We start from the raw sequence: 19,337 nt of genomic DNA, 5'->3' as shown, positions 1-19,337 counted from the left end.
TCGCAACAGGGCAGCCCAACTTGGGCCCCGCTACGGTCGGAATAGGTTTGGTGATGGGAATTCGACCAACCGCGCCACCGGCCCATCCCGTCGCCCAGGATGTCGGATCTCCGACTGCAAAGCCCGCGCCCCGCCCGCGACGAGATCGCGCCCTAAGGAGACGCCAGCCTTCCGCCGGAAATGCGACATTCCGGATGGCGGCAACGCTCGATTCTGCCCGTTGCTGATGTCGGGAGTTGGAGGCCTAGCGGACTAAGCTCCCGCGCTGCATAGCTGACATCGGCAAAGGGGAGTGTCCGGAGCCACACCCATACGTGCTGTCGACCCAAAGCCGCCGTAGTCACGTGGTTCAGGTTGCGGAATGCAGCCCGTTGACGCCGCCCCCAACTTTCCGAGCTTGGAACCGCACGGAGCGTCGTATTACGTGCGCTCCATGCCTCCTAACACCCCTTGTGCAAGGGTGTTGACGATTGAAGTGATTCAGAGGGGCGGTATTACACAGGCTGCCGTGAAAACAGCCGAAGCCGACCGGGGCGACGTCTGGCGCGTCGATTACCTACGCTCCGACACGACCAAGCCCACCGCCCCCGTCGAAAGCCGTTGGCGCTTTATCTGCTGGACTCATCGGTCCGGAGGGAGGGTTCAACCCTACTTTCTAACCCTCAGGCTTCGCGATGATGCGCCAACTCTCGCTGGCGGCCAATTTCCGCGCTGAACATGCCGTCCGTTGGCGACCCGACCCCGTCGATCCCGGCGTCCGCTTGTCGGCCGGAAGCCAACGGGTTTCCGGCGAGAGGGCCGACACGGGCTCTGCGCCCATAGGCGACACGCCAGTTGCTCCAGCTTTGCGACATTCAGGAGGGCTTTGGCCAGGTCGATCGGCGGCCACCAACAGCCGAAGTTGGCAGTGAAGCGGACGCCTATCGGCCGCCAAAGAGCGCACATGGCAGGAGGGCGAGTTCTTAGAGCAGGGGTGATACGCGGTTCCCGTTAGGCGTGCGTTCATGTATCGACTGCCCCTCCGCTGGCGATCGAGAGGCATCGCCGTTCAAGGGTGGCGCATGTCCTTCAAGCAGACGATCCTTTGGGAAACAGCGTTCCAGCGGCCGCGCGGCGACGCCACTTCCGAAGAACAGGCCAAGCTCGCCGGCGCCTACGACAAGATGCGCGAGCGCGCGAGCAAGTTAGCCGCAAAGATCGCCGTCGACCTGCCGTACATGACCGTACATGATGTGACCCATCTCGACGCGCTGTGGGAGATGGCCTCAATCGCCGCGGGCCAGAGCCTCGAACTCAATCCGGCCGAAGCCTTCGTGTTCGGCGGCGCGGTGCTGTTGCACGACGCGGCGATGACCCTGGCCGCCTTTCCCGGCGGGATATCGGAGCTGCGCCAGCAGACCGAATGGCGCGACCTGCACGCACGCTACGCCGCCGCTGCGCCTCTTAACAACAGTGTCGCGGCGAAGACGGCCGAGGATCGGGCGACGGCCGATGCGCTGCGCCTGCTCCACGCCCGGCAGGCCGAGAACCTGCCGATGGTGTCCTGGGTCGGGCCTGACAAGGAAGCCCTGTTCATCATCGAGGACCCGCAGGTACGGAAGTTTTATGGGCCGAAGATTGGCAAGCTCGCCTACAGCCACTGGTGGTCGGTCGCCCAAGTCGAGGAAGACCTTGCCGGCACGCTCGGGGCCTTACCTGGCGTTACCAACTGCACGGTCGACCTCCTCAAGGTCGCCTGCCTCCTGCGGGTGGCCGACGCCATGCACCTGGACCAGCGGCGCGCGCCGGCCTTCGAGTTTGCATTGACCCAGCCAACGGGGGTGTCGGCGGACCACTGGAGATTCCAGGAGCGGATGGCGACTCCCTTCGTCCAGGGCGATGCGCTAGTCTACACGGCCCAACCGCCGTTCGAGGTGGATTTGGCCGAAGCTTGGTGGACGGCTTTCGACGCCCTGCAGGTAGTCGACCGCGAGTTGCGCGATGTCGATCGTGTCCTACGTGATCGCCAAAAGCCGTCGCTCGTGGTGCGACGCGTCGAAGGCGTTCATTCGCCCAGCGAGTTGGCCAGGCACGTCGAAACGGTGGGCTGGACGCCGGTCGACAGCACCGTGCGGGTTAGCGATGTGCCCAACATCGTCGCCACCTTGGGCGGAAGCAAGCTCTACGGTGATGGTGTGGCTGCTCCCATTCGCGAGCTGATCCAGAACGGCCTCGATGCGATCACCGCTAGGCGCAGGCTGCAGGGCCGCCCTAGCAAATGGGGCGAACTCCAGATCGTGCTCCAAAAGCGCGCCGACGGCTATTGGCTCTGCTTCGAAGACAACGGTGTAGGCATGTCACCGCTGGTACTGACCGGGCCGCTGATCGATTTTGGCAATTCCTTCTGGAAATCCTCGCTTGCCATCCAGGAATTTCCGGGGCTAGCCGCGGCGGGCATGAAGGCTCGCGGCAAGTACGGCATCGGTTTCTTCTCGGTCTTCATGCTCGGCGACCAGGTCCGTGTCATCACCCGCCGCTACGACCGCGATATGCGCTCGGCAAAGGTGCTGGAGTTCCGCAATGGCGTCGCCTCGCGGCCGAACCTGCGCGACGCCAGTCCCAAAGAGGTTCCGCTGGACGGCGGTACCCGAGTCGAGGTTCGCCTGAAACTTACGCCGACCGAGCCGGACGGGCTGCTTCACCGCAAGACGCCTTTCGAGGAGAGCGTGGCCAAGCTTGAGGACATGATAGCGTCGCTTGCGCCGGCTTGCGACGTGACCGTCAAGGTATTGGAAGAGACGCAGACCAAGGGCTCTACGGAGGCCGGCGACTGGATCGAGATCAGTTCCGCCGCCCTGATGCGCCGGATCGACGGTGGCGGCAAACCTGCGTCGGCGAAGATGCGGCCTTGGGAAGAGCTTGCCGAACTTCGTGACGAAGAGGGCAGGATTTATGGCCGCGCGCGAATAGATGTGGGCAATGCCTGGAGCTCCAGGGGCCTAGTGACGGTCGATGGGCTCGCCGCCAGCAAGATCAGTTCGGTCGCGGGTATTTTGATCGGGGTGGAGACGACGGCGTCGCGGAACGCGGCGCGGCCTGTTGTCCCCTCACCTGTTCTCGCCGCCTGGGCGTCGGAGCAGGCGATTATCCTGAGCAAGGCTGAGGTGCCCGACGGGGAAAAGGCTAAGGCCGCCGCAATCATCCTGGCCTGCGGCGGTCAGATCGCCGACCTGCCAATCATCTTTTGGCAAGAGGAATGGATGACGCCCGCCCAATTTTCGGCGGCGCTGCAGACCCTAGATCGGCTTGTGCTGCACGAGGGTTCAATCACCCATGAGGAGGATGACGACGTCACCAAGCGCGACTTCGAGCGCTACTTCCAGGCCGAAGGCGAAGTCGGCCAGACCACGAACGGGCGTTATAGCCAAACCCACCGGAGCGATTGGATCGCCGCCATAACGCAAGGCGTCAGTGCAACCCCGGTCCGGGTGATTGAGGCGTTGATCGCCGAAGCCTGGGGCGGAGTGGAAAGCGACAGCGACACATTAATTGTCGGGGAAGCTAATGGTGTAGAAATCCATCGAGAAGTGACGGTCTACTCGCCGCCGACAAACACCGAGGAGGACGAAGACTAATTCGTTGCCTGGGAATGGACATCTGGCGAGCAATAAACCGCCTGTAAGTTGAGACGTTCACCTCGCGCCGCCTTCTTCGCACATGGGTTTAGATTTTGGGAACTTAGGTGGTCGCCGGGCGCATCCGGATGCGCATGGCCGAGCGTGAGCGTATCGCGCGAGAACTGCACGACACCCTGCTGCAGCCCATGCGGGCGCTGGTGCTGCGGCTACAGCTCATAGCGCGCCCTTAGCATGTGCAATCGGGCGGGCCCTGCGAGGGCCAAGCTCCCATAGTGTCTCGGCAGAGCCGAGGTGAAGGGAGATCGAGATGTTCTACGTTGCGCTGGACGTGTCGCTGAGGTCGGTGGCCGTCTGCATCATCGACCAGGACGGCAAGGTGAAGCTGGAGCGGTCCGTGCCATCAGAGGTGCCGGATCTGGTCCGCTGCCTACGTGAGTTCGGCCAGCCGATCCACCAAGTGGGCCTGGAGGCGGGCACGCTGACCCAGCACCTCACCTATGGCCTGCGTGAGGCCGGGTTCGACATCGTGTGCATGGAAGCTCGGCAGGTCAACGCCGCGCTGTCGGCCATGCGCAACAAGACCGACAAGCACGACGCCCGCGGCATCGCCCAGATCCTCCGGGCGGGTTGGTACAGCCGGGTGCACGTGAAGAGCGTCGAGGCGCACCATACTCGTGCGCTGCTGACCAGCCGCAAGGTGATGCAGCGCAAGTGCATTGACCTGGAGAACGAGATCAGGGGCCTGCTGAAGGTGTTCGGGGTAAAGCTTCCGATGCGGCTCTCCAGGGGCGCCTTCAATGAGGCCGTTCGGGACACCATCGAGAGCGACCCGGCGCTGAGCCATGCCCTACTGCCGATGCTGCAGGCTCGCGGGGTGCTGTTCGACACCTTCCTGGAGCTGGATAGGCGGGTGAAGCGCAAGGCCCGCGAGGACGCGGTCTGCCGCCGCTTCATGGGCGTGCCGGGCGTGGGTGAGATCACCGCGCTCAGCTTCAAAGCCGCCGTGGACGACCCCGCGCGGTTCAAGACCTCGCGGACGGTTGGCGCCCACTTCGGCCTGACGCCCCGGCGCTTCCAGTCCGGCGAGAAGGACAACCCCGGCGGCATCTCCCACGCTGGCGACCGGGACATGCGCGCCGCCCTTTACGCGGCCGCCAACGCCATGCTGATGCGCTCGATCGCCTGGTCGAGCCTGAAGGCCTGGGGCGTGAAGCTGATGAAAACCAAGGGTCGCCGCCGCGCCATCGTCGCTGTGGCCCGCAAGATCGCCGTCGTGCTCCACCGCATGTGGGCCGACGGCTCCAACTTCCGGCTGGGATCGCAGGAGGCGGCGACATGACCTGACCGCACCACCACCCCAGACCTAGCCGGAACGTCCGACGCGGACGACGGGATGGGTGAAGCCGAAAATGTCTGCTGCGCCTCGAGCGCGTCCCTTAGCAAGGCTCCCCAGACCCTGATCCGATGCATGCGTGCAGCGGCCCCGCTCAACAGGGACCACCAGACTGCGAAGAGAAGCGTGACCCGCGTGCGCGACCTACCGGCTGAGATGAAAACCTGAGCTTGACCTGGCTGCCCGATTAGAGAAGCGGATTCAACCCTTCTTCCAAAAACACGACTCTCAAGCCGAAGCCTTGAGCTCCTTTCGCCGGCTAGCGGCGTCCGCATTCGAGGGCAAAACAGACTCCGCTTCGTCTCCGCAAAGCGGACATGCCCGAACGGCGAGTTCCCCGAACTGCCTCATACGTGTTGGCGACCGACAGTTGCTGCGAGCTCCCCGCCCATAACGCAACATTACGGGAATACGGTTTGGCCCCACATTAGGAGCGCGTCTCGCGAATCGATGTTAGACTTTCGATTTTGGAGATTCGCTTTTATGCAAGCCCGAGTGAGCCCATTTTTAGCAGCCTATGCAGTACCGCGAACTGGCGACGCGCATATCCCCGGACGCTATGACCCAACGTTAAATGTTTGGGTTGTCGATACCTCCAAGGGTGTACAGCCGCTCATTGAGACGGAACTGACCGTCGGCGGCACCTCGACTTCTACTGCAGTCCGGATGGAGCAGGATGACACAGACACCTCGCCGCTACAACTAGCGAGTACCACCACGCATACCAAGGTCAACGTCGAGGGCGATGACCTTGATGCTTCGACTAACGCTTTGGCCGAGATTTCAACTAAGACGCACGCACAGGTCGAAAGCGAGGACCATACCTTCACACTCGGGCTGACAAGCCCACAGGTTTGGGAGGATGGGAAAGCGGTCTCGCGCCGCTTTCAATGATTTTACTCGTCACAAATGAGCGCGATCTGACGACTGACTACCTCGTCCGAGAGCTTGATCGGCGGGGCGAGCCCTTCGTGCGCCTTAACACCGAGAGATTGCCGCAGATGACCGTGCGGCTGGGTATGGAGGCCGATAGCGACTGGTCGCTCACGCGCGCCGACGAAACGATCCACGGTAACGAGATTACCGCCGCCTACTTTCGCCGTCCGGGGGGGCCTGAGCTTTCGAACGCAATATCTGATCCCGCAGAGCGGGCATACTGTGCCGCCGAATGGGCTGCGATCTTGAAAACTCTTTACGGGCGAATCGGTCATTTATGGCTTAACGACCCAGCTGCCATTGCGCTCGCTGAAGATAAACCCCGCCAGCTTATTTTGGCGCGAAGTTTGGGATTTGAGGTTCCCGAAACGCTCGTCACCAACGATCCAGACGAGCTAGAAGCCTTTATCGCCGGGCCCACCTCGGTAGGAAAGCCGCTGCGACATGCTTTACTTGAAGGAAGCTCAGACGCGGTGATCTTCACATCTAGAGTCGATCGAGCCATCGCTCGGGATGCAGCCGCCGTCGCGGCAGCTCCATTCATCCTGCAGCGCGAGATCGTGAAGAAAGTTGACGTTAGAGTGACGGTTATAGGTGATCGCGTTTTCACCACCGCAATCCATTCTCAAGATCGAACTGAAAGTGAGGTCGATTGGAGGCGCGGCGATGGGCTGGAGCTGACACATGCACCAATGGATCTCCCGCCGTCCCTGGCGGAACAATGCTGCGCCCTGGTCGCGTCGCTCGGCCTGACCTTTGGGGCGATTGACTTGGTGCAGGCCCTGGACGGCCGGTTCTGGTTTTTGGAAATCAATCCCAACGGCCAATGGGCTTGGATCGAGAACCGAACGGGTCAACCGATTACGGCTGCGCTCGTTGATGAGCTTCTTCGGAAACGATCGGGATGAGCCGTTGGGATTGGATTTGGCCAGTGCTGGAGCGGCCCGACGACGAGCATCTAGTTCGCGAGGGGCAAAGGCTACAACAGGACCTCGACTCCGTGCGATCCGCTAAATTCGATGACGACATCGACGTGCTATTGGCTGAGGCGCGGCGGCTGTTCGATGCCGAGGGAGAACGGCGAAAGGGTGCCGATACTCGCGCAACCGGTTATCTTACGGTCGTAGGTGTTTTGATAACTTTGCTGGCAGCAGTTGCGCCAGTGGCGCTTGGGCCTACAAAGGATATTTCGAAGACGCTCGTGACGCTCGCATTGTTCGCTGCCGCAGCGTCGTACCTATTCGGTGGCGCCATTTGGGCCTTCCGGACGCTCAGAGTTGCGATTTCGCATAGGCTAGACGTCAATGATCTCATCGAAATCTGGGCTACGCCTGCCCGCAAAACAGATCTTGTCAAAGGCATTCTAGCTTGCGTGCGCTATGAGCGGCGCGTTGTGAACGAAAAAATCAGTTTTATCAAAATGACGCATGCATTTGGTTTGAGGGCTGTGGCCGTTTTCCTCATCGCAATCGTAGTGCGAACAGCATGGGACCCGGTCGCCGTTCTTTGGAAGTTGGCACACTAACCCCCCTAGCGGAAATTGGCTTAGCGGCAGCTTTCGGACATTGGGCTCGCCCGCTTGACGCTTATCCCTCCTTTTACCGATGGCGAATTCGAGCTCGCCGACGGGCTTTAACCGCCCATCAGTTTCAGGATCAGCGCCGGCGCGGCGGTGGTCGCCGCGCTGGCCAGGAAGTCGATCAAGTGCGGCAGCGCGGCCTTAAACGCTTCCTTGCCGCCTTCCTCAAGCGCCTTCTTGCCGCCCTCATCGATCAGTTGGACCAGCTTGCCTTTGGGCAGGTCGCCATGCTTCTGCAGCCGGGCCTTGATCCGCTTGATGTCCTCCGGGCCGAGGAAGCTGGTCAGAAACTCGCCGAGATCGGAGACCGGCACGCGCAGGATCTCGCCGCTCAGCGAGATGTCAGGGAAGATGTTCAGCGCCTTCAGCCGGGCCTGGATCGCCGCCCGCACCAGGGGCGACTCGACCCCGAACGCAAGACGCTGTTCGTCGACGCTGAAGCGGGCCTTACCTAGCGCCATAAGGATCCTTCGGTCGAGGTCGGCGTAGGCCAGCGGCTCGCGGATCTGATGCTGGAACAGCAGCCCCTTGGCCTTAGCCGGCTGGACGTTCAGGGCGCGGGTGATCGCGAAGATCGGGCCCTCGGGATCGATCAGGCCGACCTCCACCAGGCAATCGAACACTAGCTGGTCGACTTCGCCCTTCGGCAAGACGCCGAGCGCTACGCTGAAATAGCGGGCCGCGAACGCCTGGGTGAATTTTGAGGCGATGTGAGGATCGGCCAGTTGGGTCTTCAGGTCTTGCAGGGAGGAGGCAGGCATGGGGACCTCGAGGCTGGCGGTGAGGACGATCTAGGGATTGCAGATCACGCGCAGGCGGACGCCGGCGCGGTCAAACGCCGATCGGACCGAGGCGAGATAGTAGAGGAATTGCAGGTCCGCGAGGTTTCGGCGTTGGAAGGCCGTCTCAGCCGCGCGCTGGCTGAGCAAGCCGGAGCTCAGCACCACGATCTCGGTCGTGTAGTGCGGATCGGCCAGGGCCTGGCGCAGGCGCTGGTGGGCCTCGGCGATCCCGCCCTGCGGCGCCTTCCACAGCCGCGGATAGGTGATGACCGCATCCTGGGCCGCGCTCAGGGTGACGCTCCAGGCATCCGCCCAGGTGTCCGGCAACGGGAAGGTCTGTCGCGCCGACCCGGTCAGGGCAAGGCTGGTTAGCGCCTGGCGCGCCACCTCCTGGAGCTTGCGCGCCGAGGCGGTCGGGTTCCTGACCTTCTCGGCCTTGGCATGGACGACCAGCACGCGCTTGCGCCGGGTGTCGATCCCATAGAAGTCCGCAGTCTCCGAGGTGCTGTCGTCGCAGATCAACGTATCACACGCGGCGATGTCGGCGCCGATGGTGTCGCTCTTCAGGCCCTTTGCGGTGCCCCAGGCGCGGACCTGTCCAAACAGGGTCTTGATTGGCCAGTCCGCGGCGTCTTCCAGGCGAGTGTCGCCCTTCTCGCTGATCGCGACGCGCACAGGCGCATACCCCTCGAGCAACCCGAGAAGGTTTTCGCCGAGGTCCGGCCGATAGAAGTGGCCATGCGAATAGACCACGCCGTCTTCGCTGGTGATGATCTGGAAGGCCTGTTCGCCATTGATCAGCCGCGTGAGCGAGGGGGAGAGCTTTTGGCCGAAGCCGTCCACCTCCGCCTCTGTTTCCGGGGCACCATCCACATCATTCGCGTCGGTCCGCGTGACCTCCTCGTTGAGCGTTTCGGACTTCAAGGCGTAACGGCCCCAGGCGGGGATGCCGTTGCGGTAGTTGTAGGCGATCTCCACCCGGTGGCCGTCGAAGGTGAAGCTGTAGGTGTGTTTGCCCGTGTCCTCGTCTTCCTCGTCGGTGATCTCCAGGCAGGTGTCAGCCTTCAATATCGCGTTCAGGGCATCGCGGTCCCAGCCGACATCGCGTACCGAGCCGGGCTCGGGCAAGAGGTCCTGCACGTCCAGCAGGATCGATCGCGGGGCGGCTGCGTCGGGAGAAAGCGCGGTGACTTCCTTGGCGAAGCGATCGAAATAGTCGTGCGGGACGATGGTCTCGTCCGCCATCACTGCCGTCAGATCCTGCACCCATCGGGCGTAGGCCTTGACTGACAGCGGCTGGCTCGTGGCGTCCGCGACGCTGGCCCGCGACAAGGACAGCCGGCGGCGCGCGGTCTCCCCGCCGAGCGGGCTATAGCCTTCGATCGACGTCGGGGTCTGGCTGGCTTCGGCCAGATCGAAATAGCTGGCGTCCAGGGCTTGGCGGCGGACGCTGATCGACCGCAGACCCAGCTCGCTGATGTCGAGTCCGCGCGCGGTGGTTTCGACGATGCGAACCCGGTTCGCTTCGCCATCCGCCGCCTTGGCGAACAGCCGCCGAAGCTCCACGGCCTCCGGTGCCGCAAGGCCAAGCCGATGGTAGTCCAGGCAGTTGCCTTCGGTGTCCAGCATGACGACGTAGCGGCCCGCGCGGACCATGATTAGGACGCCCAGGCGCCATTCGGGGATCTGATGCGCGCGCAGCAACGGCGAGTTGCGCCAGATTAGGTAGCGCACCATGCGCACATCGTCGAAGGGCGCGCCCGCCGCGGTGGGTTTAACCACCGCGATGTCGAAGCGGTCCTCAAGCTGCACGGCTTCCAGAGCCTGGGCCTGCAAGCGATCGAGGAAGGCGTCATCGATCGGCTGGTCATCGTCAGGATCGGCGTCCAGCAGACGGCACACGACTCCGCGTCGCGGCAGCACGAACGCCTCCATGGTCGGCGTCTGCTCCAGCCAGTGGGCGCCCCGAAACTCCCCCGCGACATACTGCACCCTGGGCGAGGCACGCTTCAGGATCGGCAGGAGCTGCGTCTCGGCGGAGAAGGCGATATCCGGCCGCTCCTCGGCATAGCGCTCGAACTGCAAATAGGCGTCCCACCGGCGGTGGGTAAGCTCGCCGACACTGGGCGCCTCCTCGAAACGATCGAGGCGCTGGCTTGAGCCCCGCACGATGGCGCGGGCGCCGCTCGGGTCGGTGAGGTCGGGTCGGCGGATGGCGCGCCCGACCTGCTGGATTAACTGGCGGGCGGCCCCAAAGCCATCGTACAGCCAGATCTCCACGAAGGCGGGATCGTCGATGCCTTCCAACAACTTCCACTGGTGCAGCCAGACCCGCGCCCCCTGGGCGTCGGGATCTTTAGCGGCCAGATAGACCTCGGCGAATCGAAACGCCTTCAGTGGCTCCAACGCGGGGCTGCGCAGATCGCGCGGATTCTCCTTCTCGCCGCCCTTGATGCGATCATGGATAAGGACGGTGCGTTCACCTGTCTGGCGCAGGAACTCCCGCTGGATCGTCTTCAGCCCGTGCAAGCTTCCAGCGTGGACGATGGCTTTCTTGCCGGCCGGCAGGGCCGCGAGGTCGGCGGCGAACTCCTGGACGAACTGCGCGGCGCCGTACCGCTCTCCCGGATTGAGGCGAACCTGGGCGGCGCCGCTCGGCGGCAGGACCTCAACGTCCCGGATCAGCTGCTCGCGCACCGCCTCATCCCACGAGAAGTTGAACACGAACCGGCCCGTCAGTTGGAAGTATTTGTAGTCATTGCGGTAGGGCGTCGCCGAGAACACCACGGTGGGCTTGCCAAGCCGGCGGACCGCCTGCGCCCAGGAGTAGGCGGGTTCATGGTGGCCTTCGTCGACGATCACCAGGTCGACGCTGCGGATCAGGTCGCGGAACTCCTCGGTGGTGTCGGCGTCCGTCTCCTCGTCGAGGGTCGACAGGCTCGTGGCCGCCGCCTGCGCCTCACGACCGTAGAAGTCACGATGGGCCGGGGGCTCGATGTGCAGCAGGCGGTGCAGGGCGTTGAAGGTGCCGACCCAGATCTGGCGCTCGCGCAGGCGCTCCTGCCAGATCGTCTCGTACTGGTCCGCGGTCAGGATGCGGACAGGGTTGGTCTTGCCGCGCTGCTGGCGGCCGAGCGCCTCTAACCCATCGTCGTCAAGACCTTCGTGGAGGCCCTCAGTGGTGTAGGCGGCCTTGAGGTTGCGCCAGAACCGGATGGAAAGATCGCGCGCCATCTGCCGCACCAGGGCCTTACGCGGCGTGAGAACCAAGGTCTTGAAGGGGCGTTCAGCGGCGCAGGCGAGCGCGGCGATCACGCCGGTCTTGCCGGTTCCGGTCGGCATCTTGATCAGCGCCGCCTCTCGCTCGACGCCGGCCTGGGGCGTGGCGCGGGCGGCGAGATAGGCCTGGACGAAGGCGACAGCGCGGCGCTGTGGGGCGCGAAGGCCCACCGGCGGCCGATAGACTTCCGCACCCTCCATCCAGAAGCGGTATTGGCCGAGAGCGGCGATGCGCTGGTGGTAAGCCGCTGCCACATCCTCGCGAGCGGCCTCCGGGATGTCGAAAACAACTCGGCCAACGTTATTCGTGCCGAGGAGGCTGTCGAGATCGCCGAATGGAATGGGTGGATGCGCCATGGACCGCCCCCCTTAAGCGATCAATTCAATCGCTACAGCGTGAAGTTGAATGTGCACACGGCATATGTCGGGCTGACGCTAAGCTCAACCCGTCGGCTCAGTTGTGAAATTTTCAAGATATACGCTCGGCCTCCGGGTTGGGGTGCCGCTTCACGGCGGCGGTCGACTGCGGCTCGGGAAGAGCCACGTCGCCACGTGGCCAAGCCTATCTAGTCCAGCATCTCGGCGGACTTGAAGGTGAGCAGGGTAAGCGAGCCCCCGGATGCCGTCCGGACGGTCTGTTCGAAGACCTCAAACTGATCGGCGCCCCGGCGATCAAACCAGGCATCAGCACCTACCAAGCTGCGGGGTGTTCGGTCAGCTCGACCGTGCAGGACTTCGAAGGCAGGAGACTCGGCGTCCAGCTCGTCGCGTGGAAACCAACGGTCAGGAACGTAGCGTCCACGCTTGAACCAGATGCGCCGCTGTGGGCTATGGCAAATGAGCATGGCCGGCTCGGGGCCGTAGTCCACCATCCTCAATGCCGTCGCGGTCCTGCTTGTCTGAAATTCTGCCCTGATGTTGTCGACAGCCTCAAAGGTGGCTCTCTTTGTCTTAGAGGCGAGAGGAGCGAATAGATAGCCTGGCAAGAGCAGGTCCGCTGCATAGGCGTCGGCGACACGCTCAGGATCCGCGGGACCGCGCGCTTGGTTTCCGATGTCTTCCTTGCGACATACAAAAGATCGCCCGCGGTGAAATTTCCAATGGCCAAGCTCGTGTGCCACTGAGAACCGTTTCCTCGTTGGTATCGACCGCTGGTCGACGGTGATAATAGCTCGGTCGCCATAGCCGATGATCCGCGCCTCGCAGCTATCCAGCTCTGCAAAGCGGACTTCGGCACCGGCGTCCCAAGCAATGGCCTCCACATCGATTTCGTTCGGCGATGTGATGCCTAGGCTTTGCAACAGCTTCTCCGCTGGCGTTAGCCCTCTCAACGTGGGTTGCCCTCATCGTCGATGGCACCCAAGTCAAGAAGGTCGCGTAAAATGTCATCAACCTCCCGTTCTGATGCGCCTTCGCCCTTTCGCGCCGCCATGGTCAACCGCTGTCGCAATTGGCCATCATTTGCGGCGAACTGCCCCAAAATCTGTTGCTTCCGGGCCATCGATAAACTGGCTATCCCGGAGCCAGCACGAGCGGCGCGCATAATGTTCAGCTCATCGCGAGCCTTCGCGAGACGCGCTTTATTGTCAATCGCGATTTTAAGATCAATATTTTCGCGAATCTGCTTCGCTAAAGCGTCCGGATCGGCACCACCCTTACGAAATTCTTCTAGCAATTCCTCATCGGACAACGCCATTAAATCGTCCACCAGCGCGTCAGCGAATTGGAACAGATTTGGCTTTTTTTCAGGCTTGCGGGTCATGGAACCCAACCGTTCGGATATGCAACAGACAGCTTCCGCCGCATTCGTCGACGTACCGATGCGTAGTCTTGTTCACTCCAGCTGTTCATCGCTCGGATGTCAGCTGCCGGCATTTCGTCTAGGTCCCCCATGAGGACGAGCTGAGCGTCTTCGTCGTCGACGAAAAGCTGCTCCAGCGCCTTCAGGCGGCCTGCCGCGTCCTCCTGCGCTAGAACCCTCTCTTCGGCGTTCCGACCACTGGACGGTCGATCTAGAACTGCCGAGCGGTCATCGAGGCCGTGTGTTATGCTTTCCAACATCGGCTCCTCCATCACCTTCGCTCGTTCTGACGACGCAATGCTGCGCATGACATTCCTAAGAAAGATGATTAGAGGCACATCCTTGGGACAAGCCCGCGCGCCGCTCAGCGCCCGGCTGATTGCCTCGTTTACCAAGTCCATGCCTTCAAGGCCGACACTAACCCCGTAGGTCGCGCCGATTCTTTGGAGCCTGAGGCGATCCGCGGTCGTGAGCGCCGCGACCGCGTCCCGCACCTCCTCGATATCAAGCGCCGCCGTCATTAACCCCGCCGTCCTTGTACGGCCCCCACGTCATAAGGCTGGCGAAGTCGCCACCTCGGACAAGACCGAGAAAATTTTTGGGCCGGATGTCCGAGCCCTGCCCTCTGGCCAGCCTTCATCTCTGAGAGCCGATCACACTCAATCGAAGGCGGAAATCGCAATTGGCGCAACCCCCAATCGTAGATGAAATTGATTTCAATGTCTGGACGGAGCCGCAACAGCTACGGCAATGCCCCCTTTCCGCCGGAAGGTTGTCCGCCTCGCTCGTCGATTGCGACGATCGCTAGAGTTCGCTTGGCGCGGCCTCAGGCCGATCTGCGGAGGCAAAGACCTTTTGCAGCATCGGCGAAACTTCATATGATTGGAGAGCCCTAATGACTGCCAAAGTTGAATTTTTCCGCGTCGATAACGGAGACATGACTCTTGTGACATTCGAGAGCGGCAAGACGCTACTGATTGACTGTCACATCCGCAAGAGCGCTGACGATCCGGACGACGAAACGCCCGACGTGGCGAGCCAGTTGAAAGACCGGCTGAAGAAGGACGGCGACGGCCGTCCATATGTCGATGCCATGTTGAACTCGCATCCGGATAAGGACCACATCTGCGGTTTCAAAACCCACTTCCACACCGGCCCCCTAGCCGATTATAGCAAGTCGGCTGGCAAGATCGTCGTCCGTGAGATGTGGTCGTCGCCGCTGGTGTTTCGGCGCGCTTCCAAGTCCCACGTCCTAGGCGACGACGCCAAGGCGTGGTCGGCGGAGGCCCGTCGCCGCGTCGAAAAGTTCCGCATCAACAGCTGGCTCGGCGACGGCGACCGCATCCTGTTGATGGGTGAAGACATCGACGGCAAGACCGACGACCTCGGCGCAATCTTGGTCAAGACCGACGCCACTTGGACCAAGATCAACGGCGCCTATGACGCCGGCCTCGAGGGCCTGTTGATCGCGCCGCTGAAGGCCAGCGACGATGATGAGGACGAGGACCTCAGCAAGAACAACTCCAGCGTCGTCTGCCGGATCAAGATCGGCGCGGGCGGCGTGGCCGACGCCTGCCAGCTCCTGACTGGCGGCGACGCCGAGGTGCTGATCTGGGAGAAAATCTGGGAGCGCTACAGGGGCAAGAAGGACAAGCTGGCCTACGACCTGCTGCAGACGCCCCATCACTGTTCCTGGCACAGCCTGTCCTGGGACAGCTGGAGTCAAAAGGGCGAGGACGCCAAGGTCAGCCCCGACGCCCGGAGCGCCCTGGCTCAGGCCCGCAAGGGCGCCAAGCTGGTGGCCAGCTCCAAGACAATCAAGAACGACAAGGACGATCCGCCCTGCATCCGCGCCAAGCGCGAGTATCAAGCGATCGCTAAGGATGTAGTCGGCGAATTCGTCTGTGTCGGCGACGGCGGCCCCGAACCCCTGGCCTATGACATCAAGGCCGGCGGCCTGACGCGGGCGGCCAAAGCAGCCGCTGTTGTCAGTGCGCCGGCTTTGATCGGCGCTGCGCGCGTCGGCCACGGCTGAGCCATGGCGATCGACAAGGCCGCGGTCCTCCTGGCGATCCACGAGATCGCGGCCCACCCGGACGTCGAGGACCTGCAGGCGCCGGTGTTCGGGGCTCATTGCGCCCACGTAACCTTTGGCCTCAACCTGCGGCTCGGGTCGCGCTGGGAGGCCGAGGGCACCAGCCCAACCGGGGTCCGGCCTGTCGAGGAGATTCGCCTCGATTTTGGACCTAACTTCCCCAGGGTAGCGGCGCGGGTCTCGTTTCGGCAAGACTTCAGCCGCAACCACCCGCACATCCAGCCCTGGCTGGGTGCCGAGGGGCGTGTAGCGCCGTGCTTGGTGGACGGCAAGATCAGCGAGTTCGTCGCCGCCCAGGGCTACTACCGGCTGATCGACCAGACGGTGCGCTGGCTCATTCGGGCAGCGGTAGGCCGCTTGATCGACCAGTCCCAGGGTTGGGAGCCGACTCGCCGGGACGACCTCTCCGACATGCTGGTCTGCGATGCCTCGGCGGTTCGCGCCCTAGCGACGCCAGCTGGCGGCTTCAAGCTCCTCGACACGCGCTACCTGTGGAAGCGCGGCGGGGTCGACGACACGCCAGCCTATTTCGGCGAAGCTGAGAAGCCGATCACGGCCAAGCTCGCCACCTTCGAGTCCGAGGCGGACAAGGATGGGTGGGGTCACGGCTTTGGCGTCGCCCTGGTGGTCTGGGCCGGCCGGGCGCCGTCGGGCGGCCCGGTAGTCTGCGACTCCTACGCCCCGGATGCGGTCAACGATTTCGACGGCTTGATGGCGCGGACCAAAGCACTCCGGCTGGACGATTTCGTCCGCTCAGGCCTGGAGACGATCCGTAAGTTAGGCCGCGCCGGCGATGCGGGCGACGTGATCCCCCTGCCGGTGGTGCTTCTGGTCCGCCGACCGCTAAACCTCATCGGCGAAGATAGCCCGATCGAGCTCTGCAGCTATCTCGTGCCGCTCGATCTGGCCGGCGCCAAAAAGGTGCCGAACCCCAAGGTCAGCCAATTGGCGAACTACGAGCGTACCTCGGCATCGCTTCTGGCACGTATGTCGGGCGCAGCCCCGGCTGCGCCCTGGGTCCTGTTGGGATGCGGCAGCCTCGGAAGTAAGATTGCCTTGCACCGGGCCCGTTCGGGGGCGGCGCCTACCGTCTGCGCCGACACCAGCGTGCTTCGCGCTCACAACGCCGCCCGCCACGCCCTCTATCCGCAGCCACGGTTCATGCAGCTTAGTTGGGGGGGACCAAAGGCCGAGGCGATGGCCACGGCCATCCAAGGCCTGGGCCAGCTGACTAAGATAATCGACGGCGATCAGCGGGCGCTGCTCACGGACCTGCGCGCCACGCCGGGTGCGCCGGCTTGGCTGATCAACGCCACCGCCTCAACGGTGGCGCGGGAGGATCTGGCCCAACAACCTGCCGAGGGCACGCCGCGAGTGGTGGAAGCCATCCTCTTCGATAAGGCCAGCCTCGGCGTCGTCACACGTGAGGGCGAAGCTCGCAATCCCAACACCGCCGAGCTGTTGGGCGAAGTCTACGAGGTGGCGCGCGCGCGCGCTGACCTCGGCAAGCGATTGTTCGGCGGCGATGGCGATCTCGGGACGGTGACCATCGGCCAGGGCTGCGCCTCCTTGACGATGCAGGTGAGCGACGCGGCGATCTCGGCCCTGGCCGCGCCAATGAGCGAGTTGGTTGCCGGCCTCGCCGCCGTCGGCCCCGAAGGTCAGATCGACTTTCTGGAACGCAATGGCCTCGGCCTTCGACATGATGTCCTGCCCGCACCGCCCTGCCGCCGAGCGCCGTTAGAGGGGCTGGAAGGCTGGACGATAAGCGTCTCCGAGCGGGCATTCGCAGCGATCATCGCCGAGGTTGCGGACTATCCGCGAGTCGAAACCGGCGGAGTGTTGATGGGCTCGGTGTCGATGCTAGCCCGCCAGATCTACGTCACAAGCGTTTTACCCGCGCCGCCTGACAGCACCCATAGTCGAACCGAATTCGTGCTCGGGACCCAAGGCCTGCGAGAGACCCTGGTCTCCATCGCTGAAGAAACCCAGTCCGCCATAGTCTGCGTCGGCACTTGGCACAGCCACCTGGGCGCCGCGACGCCGTCGGGGCGCGACAAGACCTCTGCCGCCTTGGTGGGATTGGTGGAGCCGAGACCGATGGCTTTTCTGATCCATGGCGCCGACGGCCTGCGTGCGATCATCGCGGCGACGCCCGAGGTCTTGCATGAGGATACAGCTTGATGGCCAAACCCTTCCGGATGCCCGGCCCTGACCGCTATGAGGTCAACGCCCGGCTCAAACCAGCGCTCTTCTGCGTGCTGCCGCTGCTGGTGCTGCCGGCGGCCTGGCTGCCGGAGGTCTGGACGGCGCTGGGCGGCCTGTCGGCCTTGCTGGTCACCTGCGGGGTGACCGTGCTGATGGCGCAGATCGCCCGCCAACGCGGCCGCAAGCTGCAAGCCAAGCGACCGGACCTGGGCCCCGACAGCAGCGCCACTCTGCTCAGCCACGCCGACGGCGTGATCGACCCGATGACCAAGGCGCGTTACCACAAGTTCCTGGCCACGCAGGGGCTGACGCTTCCTACTGCCGCCGAGGAAGCGGCGACTGGCCCGGCGCCCTACAAGGCTTGCGTGACCTGGCTCCTGGCGGAGACCCGCGACAAGGAGCGCTTTCACCTTCTGGCCGAAGAGAACATCGCCTACGGCTATCGCCGCAATCTGTTCGCCCTCAAGCCAATCGCCCTGACGGTGCTGGCGGTGGCGCTGGCCATCAACACCACCGCTGTTGTAGTTCGCTGGGCAGCCGTCGACACGCGCTACTGGATAGGCGCGGCGGCGGAGGTTGGTCTAATTGGTGTGATGGCCGCTTGGCTCCTTGCGGTTCGGCCGGCGTTTGTGGCCGACGCCTCACGCAGTTTCGGAGAGCGCTTATTAGCCGCGTGTGATGAAATTCCGCAGCGTCAGACGAACAAAAGCAAACGAAGGTAATACACGATTTGGTTCGTCTAATACCGTCTTACACAGTGCCAGCTGATTTTAGACCATAGCATTATGGTTCTCACCGTCAGACACCCACAGCCGGATGTCGCCCTCCAACATCCACGAAAAACCCTTTAGTCCGCAGCACTTCGCGGAGCATTGCCTGTATCGGACGCTCTGAACACCCACTAATGGCCACTCCGGCCCTGTCCGCTTGCGGTGTCGGTCCGGACACCTAATGTCCGCTGCTGCCGGTCAAGCTGCCGCTCCACACCTCGGCACCTCCACATGCCGACAAGCGGACATACCCACCGGCAGCTATGAGCCATGATTTGCCGCTGCGGATAAGCTGCAAACAGCGAGTAGCGCCAACCATTTGGAGAATCCGCGCCAATGAATGAGCAGGCTCCACATGGCGTTTCGTTCGGGTAACGAGCACTAAAATTGGAGAAAGGCCCGCGCCTAATCGCGCGAGCTTTCGTCGCGCAAGGCCTGCAACCGCTCCTGGCAAATCTCGCGGACCACGCCCATCAGGATCTCCACCCGCTCCTGCAGCCAAACCAGCTCCTCATCACTCACCTTATAGTGCCGCGAGTAGCGCCCCTTGACGTAGGCGGCGCGGAGCAACTCGAAGCATCGACGTTCGAACTTGCTCTCGGCCGGCCAGACCACAGCCAGGCGGACATCTAACGCCTCGCTGAGTTTCCGCAGACGGACAAGGTTATGAGATTTGGGGGAATAGAGCGTTAGCACAAGTAAGGTGCATTGGTATAAACGTTCCACGGATTGGTGGAGTTCAAATGCTGCGATTTTCGGACGGTCCCGCGTCACCGCATGACGGGCTTGTTCTAGAAAATCGTCGGCGCTTCCAATCCCTTCCTCGAAATGCTGCTCAGCCTCCTCCAACGCGTGCGAGGGCGTCAGCGGCTGGGGA

At 63.1% G+C, this 19,337-nt stretch carries 15 protein-coding genes; 9 read left to right on the top strand and 6 right to left on the bottom strand.

Going from position 1 to position 19,337, the window contains the following annotated elements:
• The first annotated feature begins 1,061 nt into the window (after nucleotides 1-1,061).
• The 6 genes from GSQ87_RS21860 (at nucleotide 1,062) to GSQ87_RS21835 (ending at nucleotide 7,471) form a co-directional block, all read left to right on the top strand.
• Nucleotides 1,062-3,614, top strand: a complete 2,553-nt coding sequence (locus tag GSQ87_RS21860) for an ATP-binding protein (RefSeq protein ID WP_158918716.1) — start codon at nucleotides 1,062-1,064, stop codon at nucleotides 3,612-3,614.
• A 107-nt stretch (nucleotides 3,615-3,721) separates the two neighbouring features.
• Entirely contained in the window at nucleotides 3,722-3,847 is a 126-nt protein-coding gene (locus tag GSQ87_RS21855) for a histidine kinase (RefSeq protein ID WP_216839521.1), read from the top strand.
• A 77-nt stretch (nucleotides 3,848-3,924) separates the two neighbouring features.
• On the top strand, nucleotides 3,925-4,956 hold the full coding sequence (locus GSQ87_RS21850; RefSeq protein WP_158918714.1) for an IS110 family transposase: 1,032 nt from the start codon (nucleotides 3,925-3,927) through the stop codon (nucleotides 4,954-4,956).
• Nucleotides 4,957-5,493: 537 nt separating this feature from the next.
• Nucleotides 5,494-5,904, top strand: coding sequence for a hypothetical protein (locus tag GSQ87_RS21845; RefSeq protein WP_158918712.1), 411 nt, complete (start codon nucleotides 5,494-5,496; stop codon nucleotides 5,902-5,904).
• The gene (locus GSQ87_RS21840) at nucleotides 5,901-6,854 is read left to right on the top strand and encodes an MvdC/MvdD family ATP grasp protein (RefSeq protein WP_158918710.1); all 954 of its coding nucleotides are present in this window, start codon (nucleotides 5,901-5,903) and stop codon (nucleotides 6,852-6,854) included. The genes GSQ87_RS21845 and GSQ87_RS21840 overlap by 4 nt, the downstream gene beginning before the upstream one ends.
• On the top strand, nucleotides 6,851-7,471 hold the full coding sequence (locus GSQ87_RS21835) for a hypothetical protein (RefSeq protein WP_158918708.1): 621 nt from the start codon (nucleotides 6,851-6,853) through the stop codon (nucleotides 7,469-7,471). The genes GSQ87_RS21840 and GSQ87_RS21835 overlap by 4 nt, the downstream gene beginning before the upstream one ends.
• A gap of 107 nt (nucleotides 7,472-7,578) precedes the next feature.
• Here GSQ87_RS21835 and GSQ87_RS21830 read toward each other — a convergent pair whose 3' ends face one another.
• From GSQ87_RS21830 to GSQ87_RS21810, 5 genes are all read right to left on the bottom strand, one after another.
• Entirely contained in the window at nucleotides 7,579-8,286 is a 708-nt protein-coding gene (locus GSQ87_RS21830; RefSeq protein ID WP_158918706.1) for a hypothetical protein, read from the bottom strand.
• Nucleotides 8,287-8,316: 30 nt separating this feature from the next.
• Nucleotides 8,317-11,943 carry a DEAD/DEAH box helicase gene (locus tag GSQ87_RS21825; RefSeq protein WP_158918704.1) on the bottom strand — a complete coding sequence of 1,209 codons (3,627 nt, stop codon included), beginning with the start codon at nucleotides 11,941-11,943 and terminating at the stop codon, nucleotides 8,317-8,319.
• Between the two features lie 209 nt (nucleotides 11,944-12,152).
• A complete protein-coding gene (locus tag GSQ87_RS21820; protein WP_216839520.1) occupies nucleotides 12,153-12,887 on the bottom strand; it encodes an ImmA/IrrE family metallo-endopeptidase in 735 nt (244 codons plus the stop codon).
• Nucleotides 12,888-12,913: 26 nt separating this feature from the next.
• Complete coding sequence (locus tag GSQ87_RS21815; protein ID WP_158918700.1) at nucleotides 12,914-13,348, bottom strand: hypothetical protein; 435 nt, start codon at nucleotides 13,346-13,348, stop codon at nucleotides 12,914-12,916.
• Entirely contained in the window at nucleotides 13,345-13,908 is a 564-nt protein-coding gene (locus tag GSQ87_RS21810; RefSeq protein ID WP_158918698.1) for a hypothetical protein, read from the bottom strand. The genes GSQ87_RS21815 and GSQ87_RS21810 overlap by 4 nt, the downstream gene beginning before the upstream one ends.
• Before the next feature lie 416 nt (nucleotides 13,909-14,324).
• Between GSQ87_RS21810 and GSQ87_RS21805 the strand changes: the two genes are divergently transcribed.
• Genes GSQ87_RS21805 through GSQ87_RS21795 form a run of 3 tightly spaced genes read left to right on the top strand, consistent with a single transcriptional unit; the run spans nucleotide 14,325 to nucleotide 18,412 of the window.
• The gene (locus GSQ87_RS21805) at nucleotides 14,325-15,422 is read left to right on the top strand and encodes a metallohydrolase (protein ID WP_254063196.1); all 1,098 of its coding nucleotides are present in this window, start codon (nucleotides 14,325-14,327) and stop codon (nucleotides 15,420-15,422) included.
• 3 nt (nucleotides 15,423-15,425) lie between these two features.
• Nucleotides 15,426-17,666, top strand: a complete 2,241-nt coding sequence (locus tag GSQ87_RS21800; RefSeq protein WP_158918695.1) for a Mov34/MPN/PAD-1 family protein — start codon at nucleotides 15,426-15,428, stop codon at nucleotides 17,664-17,666.
• Nucleotides 17,666-18,412: a hypothetical protein gene (locus GSQ87_RS21795; RefSeq protein ID WP_158918693.1), complete on the top strand. Its 747-nt coding sequence runs from the start codon at nucleotides 17,666-17,668 to the stop codon at nucleotides 18,410-18,412. The genes GSQ87_RS21800 and GSQ87_RS21795 overlap by 1 nt, the downstream gene beginning before the upstream one ends.
• Nucleotides 18,413-18,865: 453 nt before the next feature.
• Here the strand turns inward: GSQ87_RS21795 and GSQ87_RS21790 are convergent.
• Nucleotides 18,866-19,337 (bottom strand): HEPN domain-containing protein (locus tag GSQ87_RS21790; protein ID WP_158918691.1); only part of this gene is annotated, 472 nt, incomplete at its 5' end.

It is taken from the genome of Caulobacter sp. S45 (genome assembly GCF_009765965.1).
GTDB lineage: Bacteria > Pseudomonadota > Alphaproteobacteria > Caulobacterales > Caulobacteraceae > CAHJWH01.
This window is presented reverse-complemented; position numbering and strand designations above follow the sequence as displayed.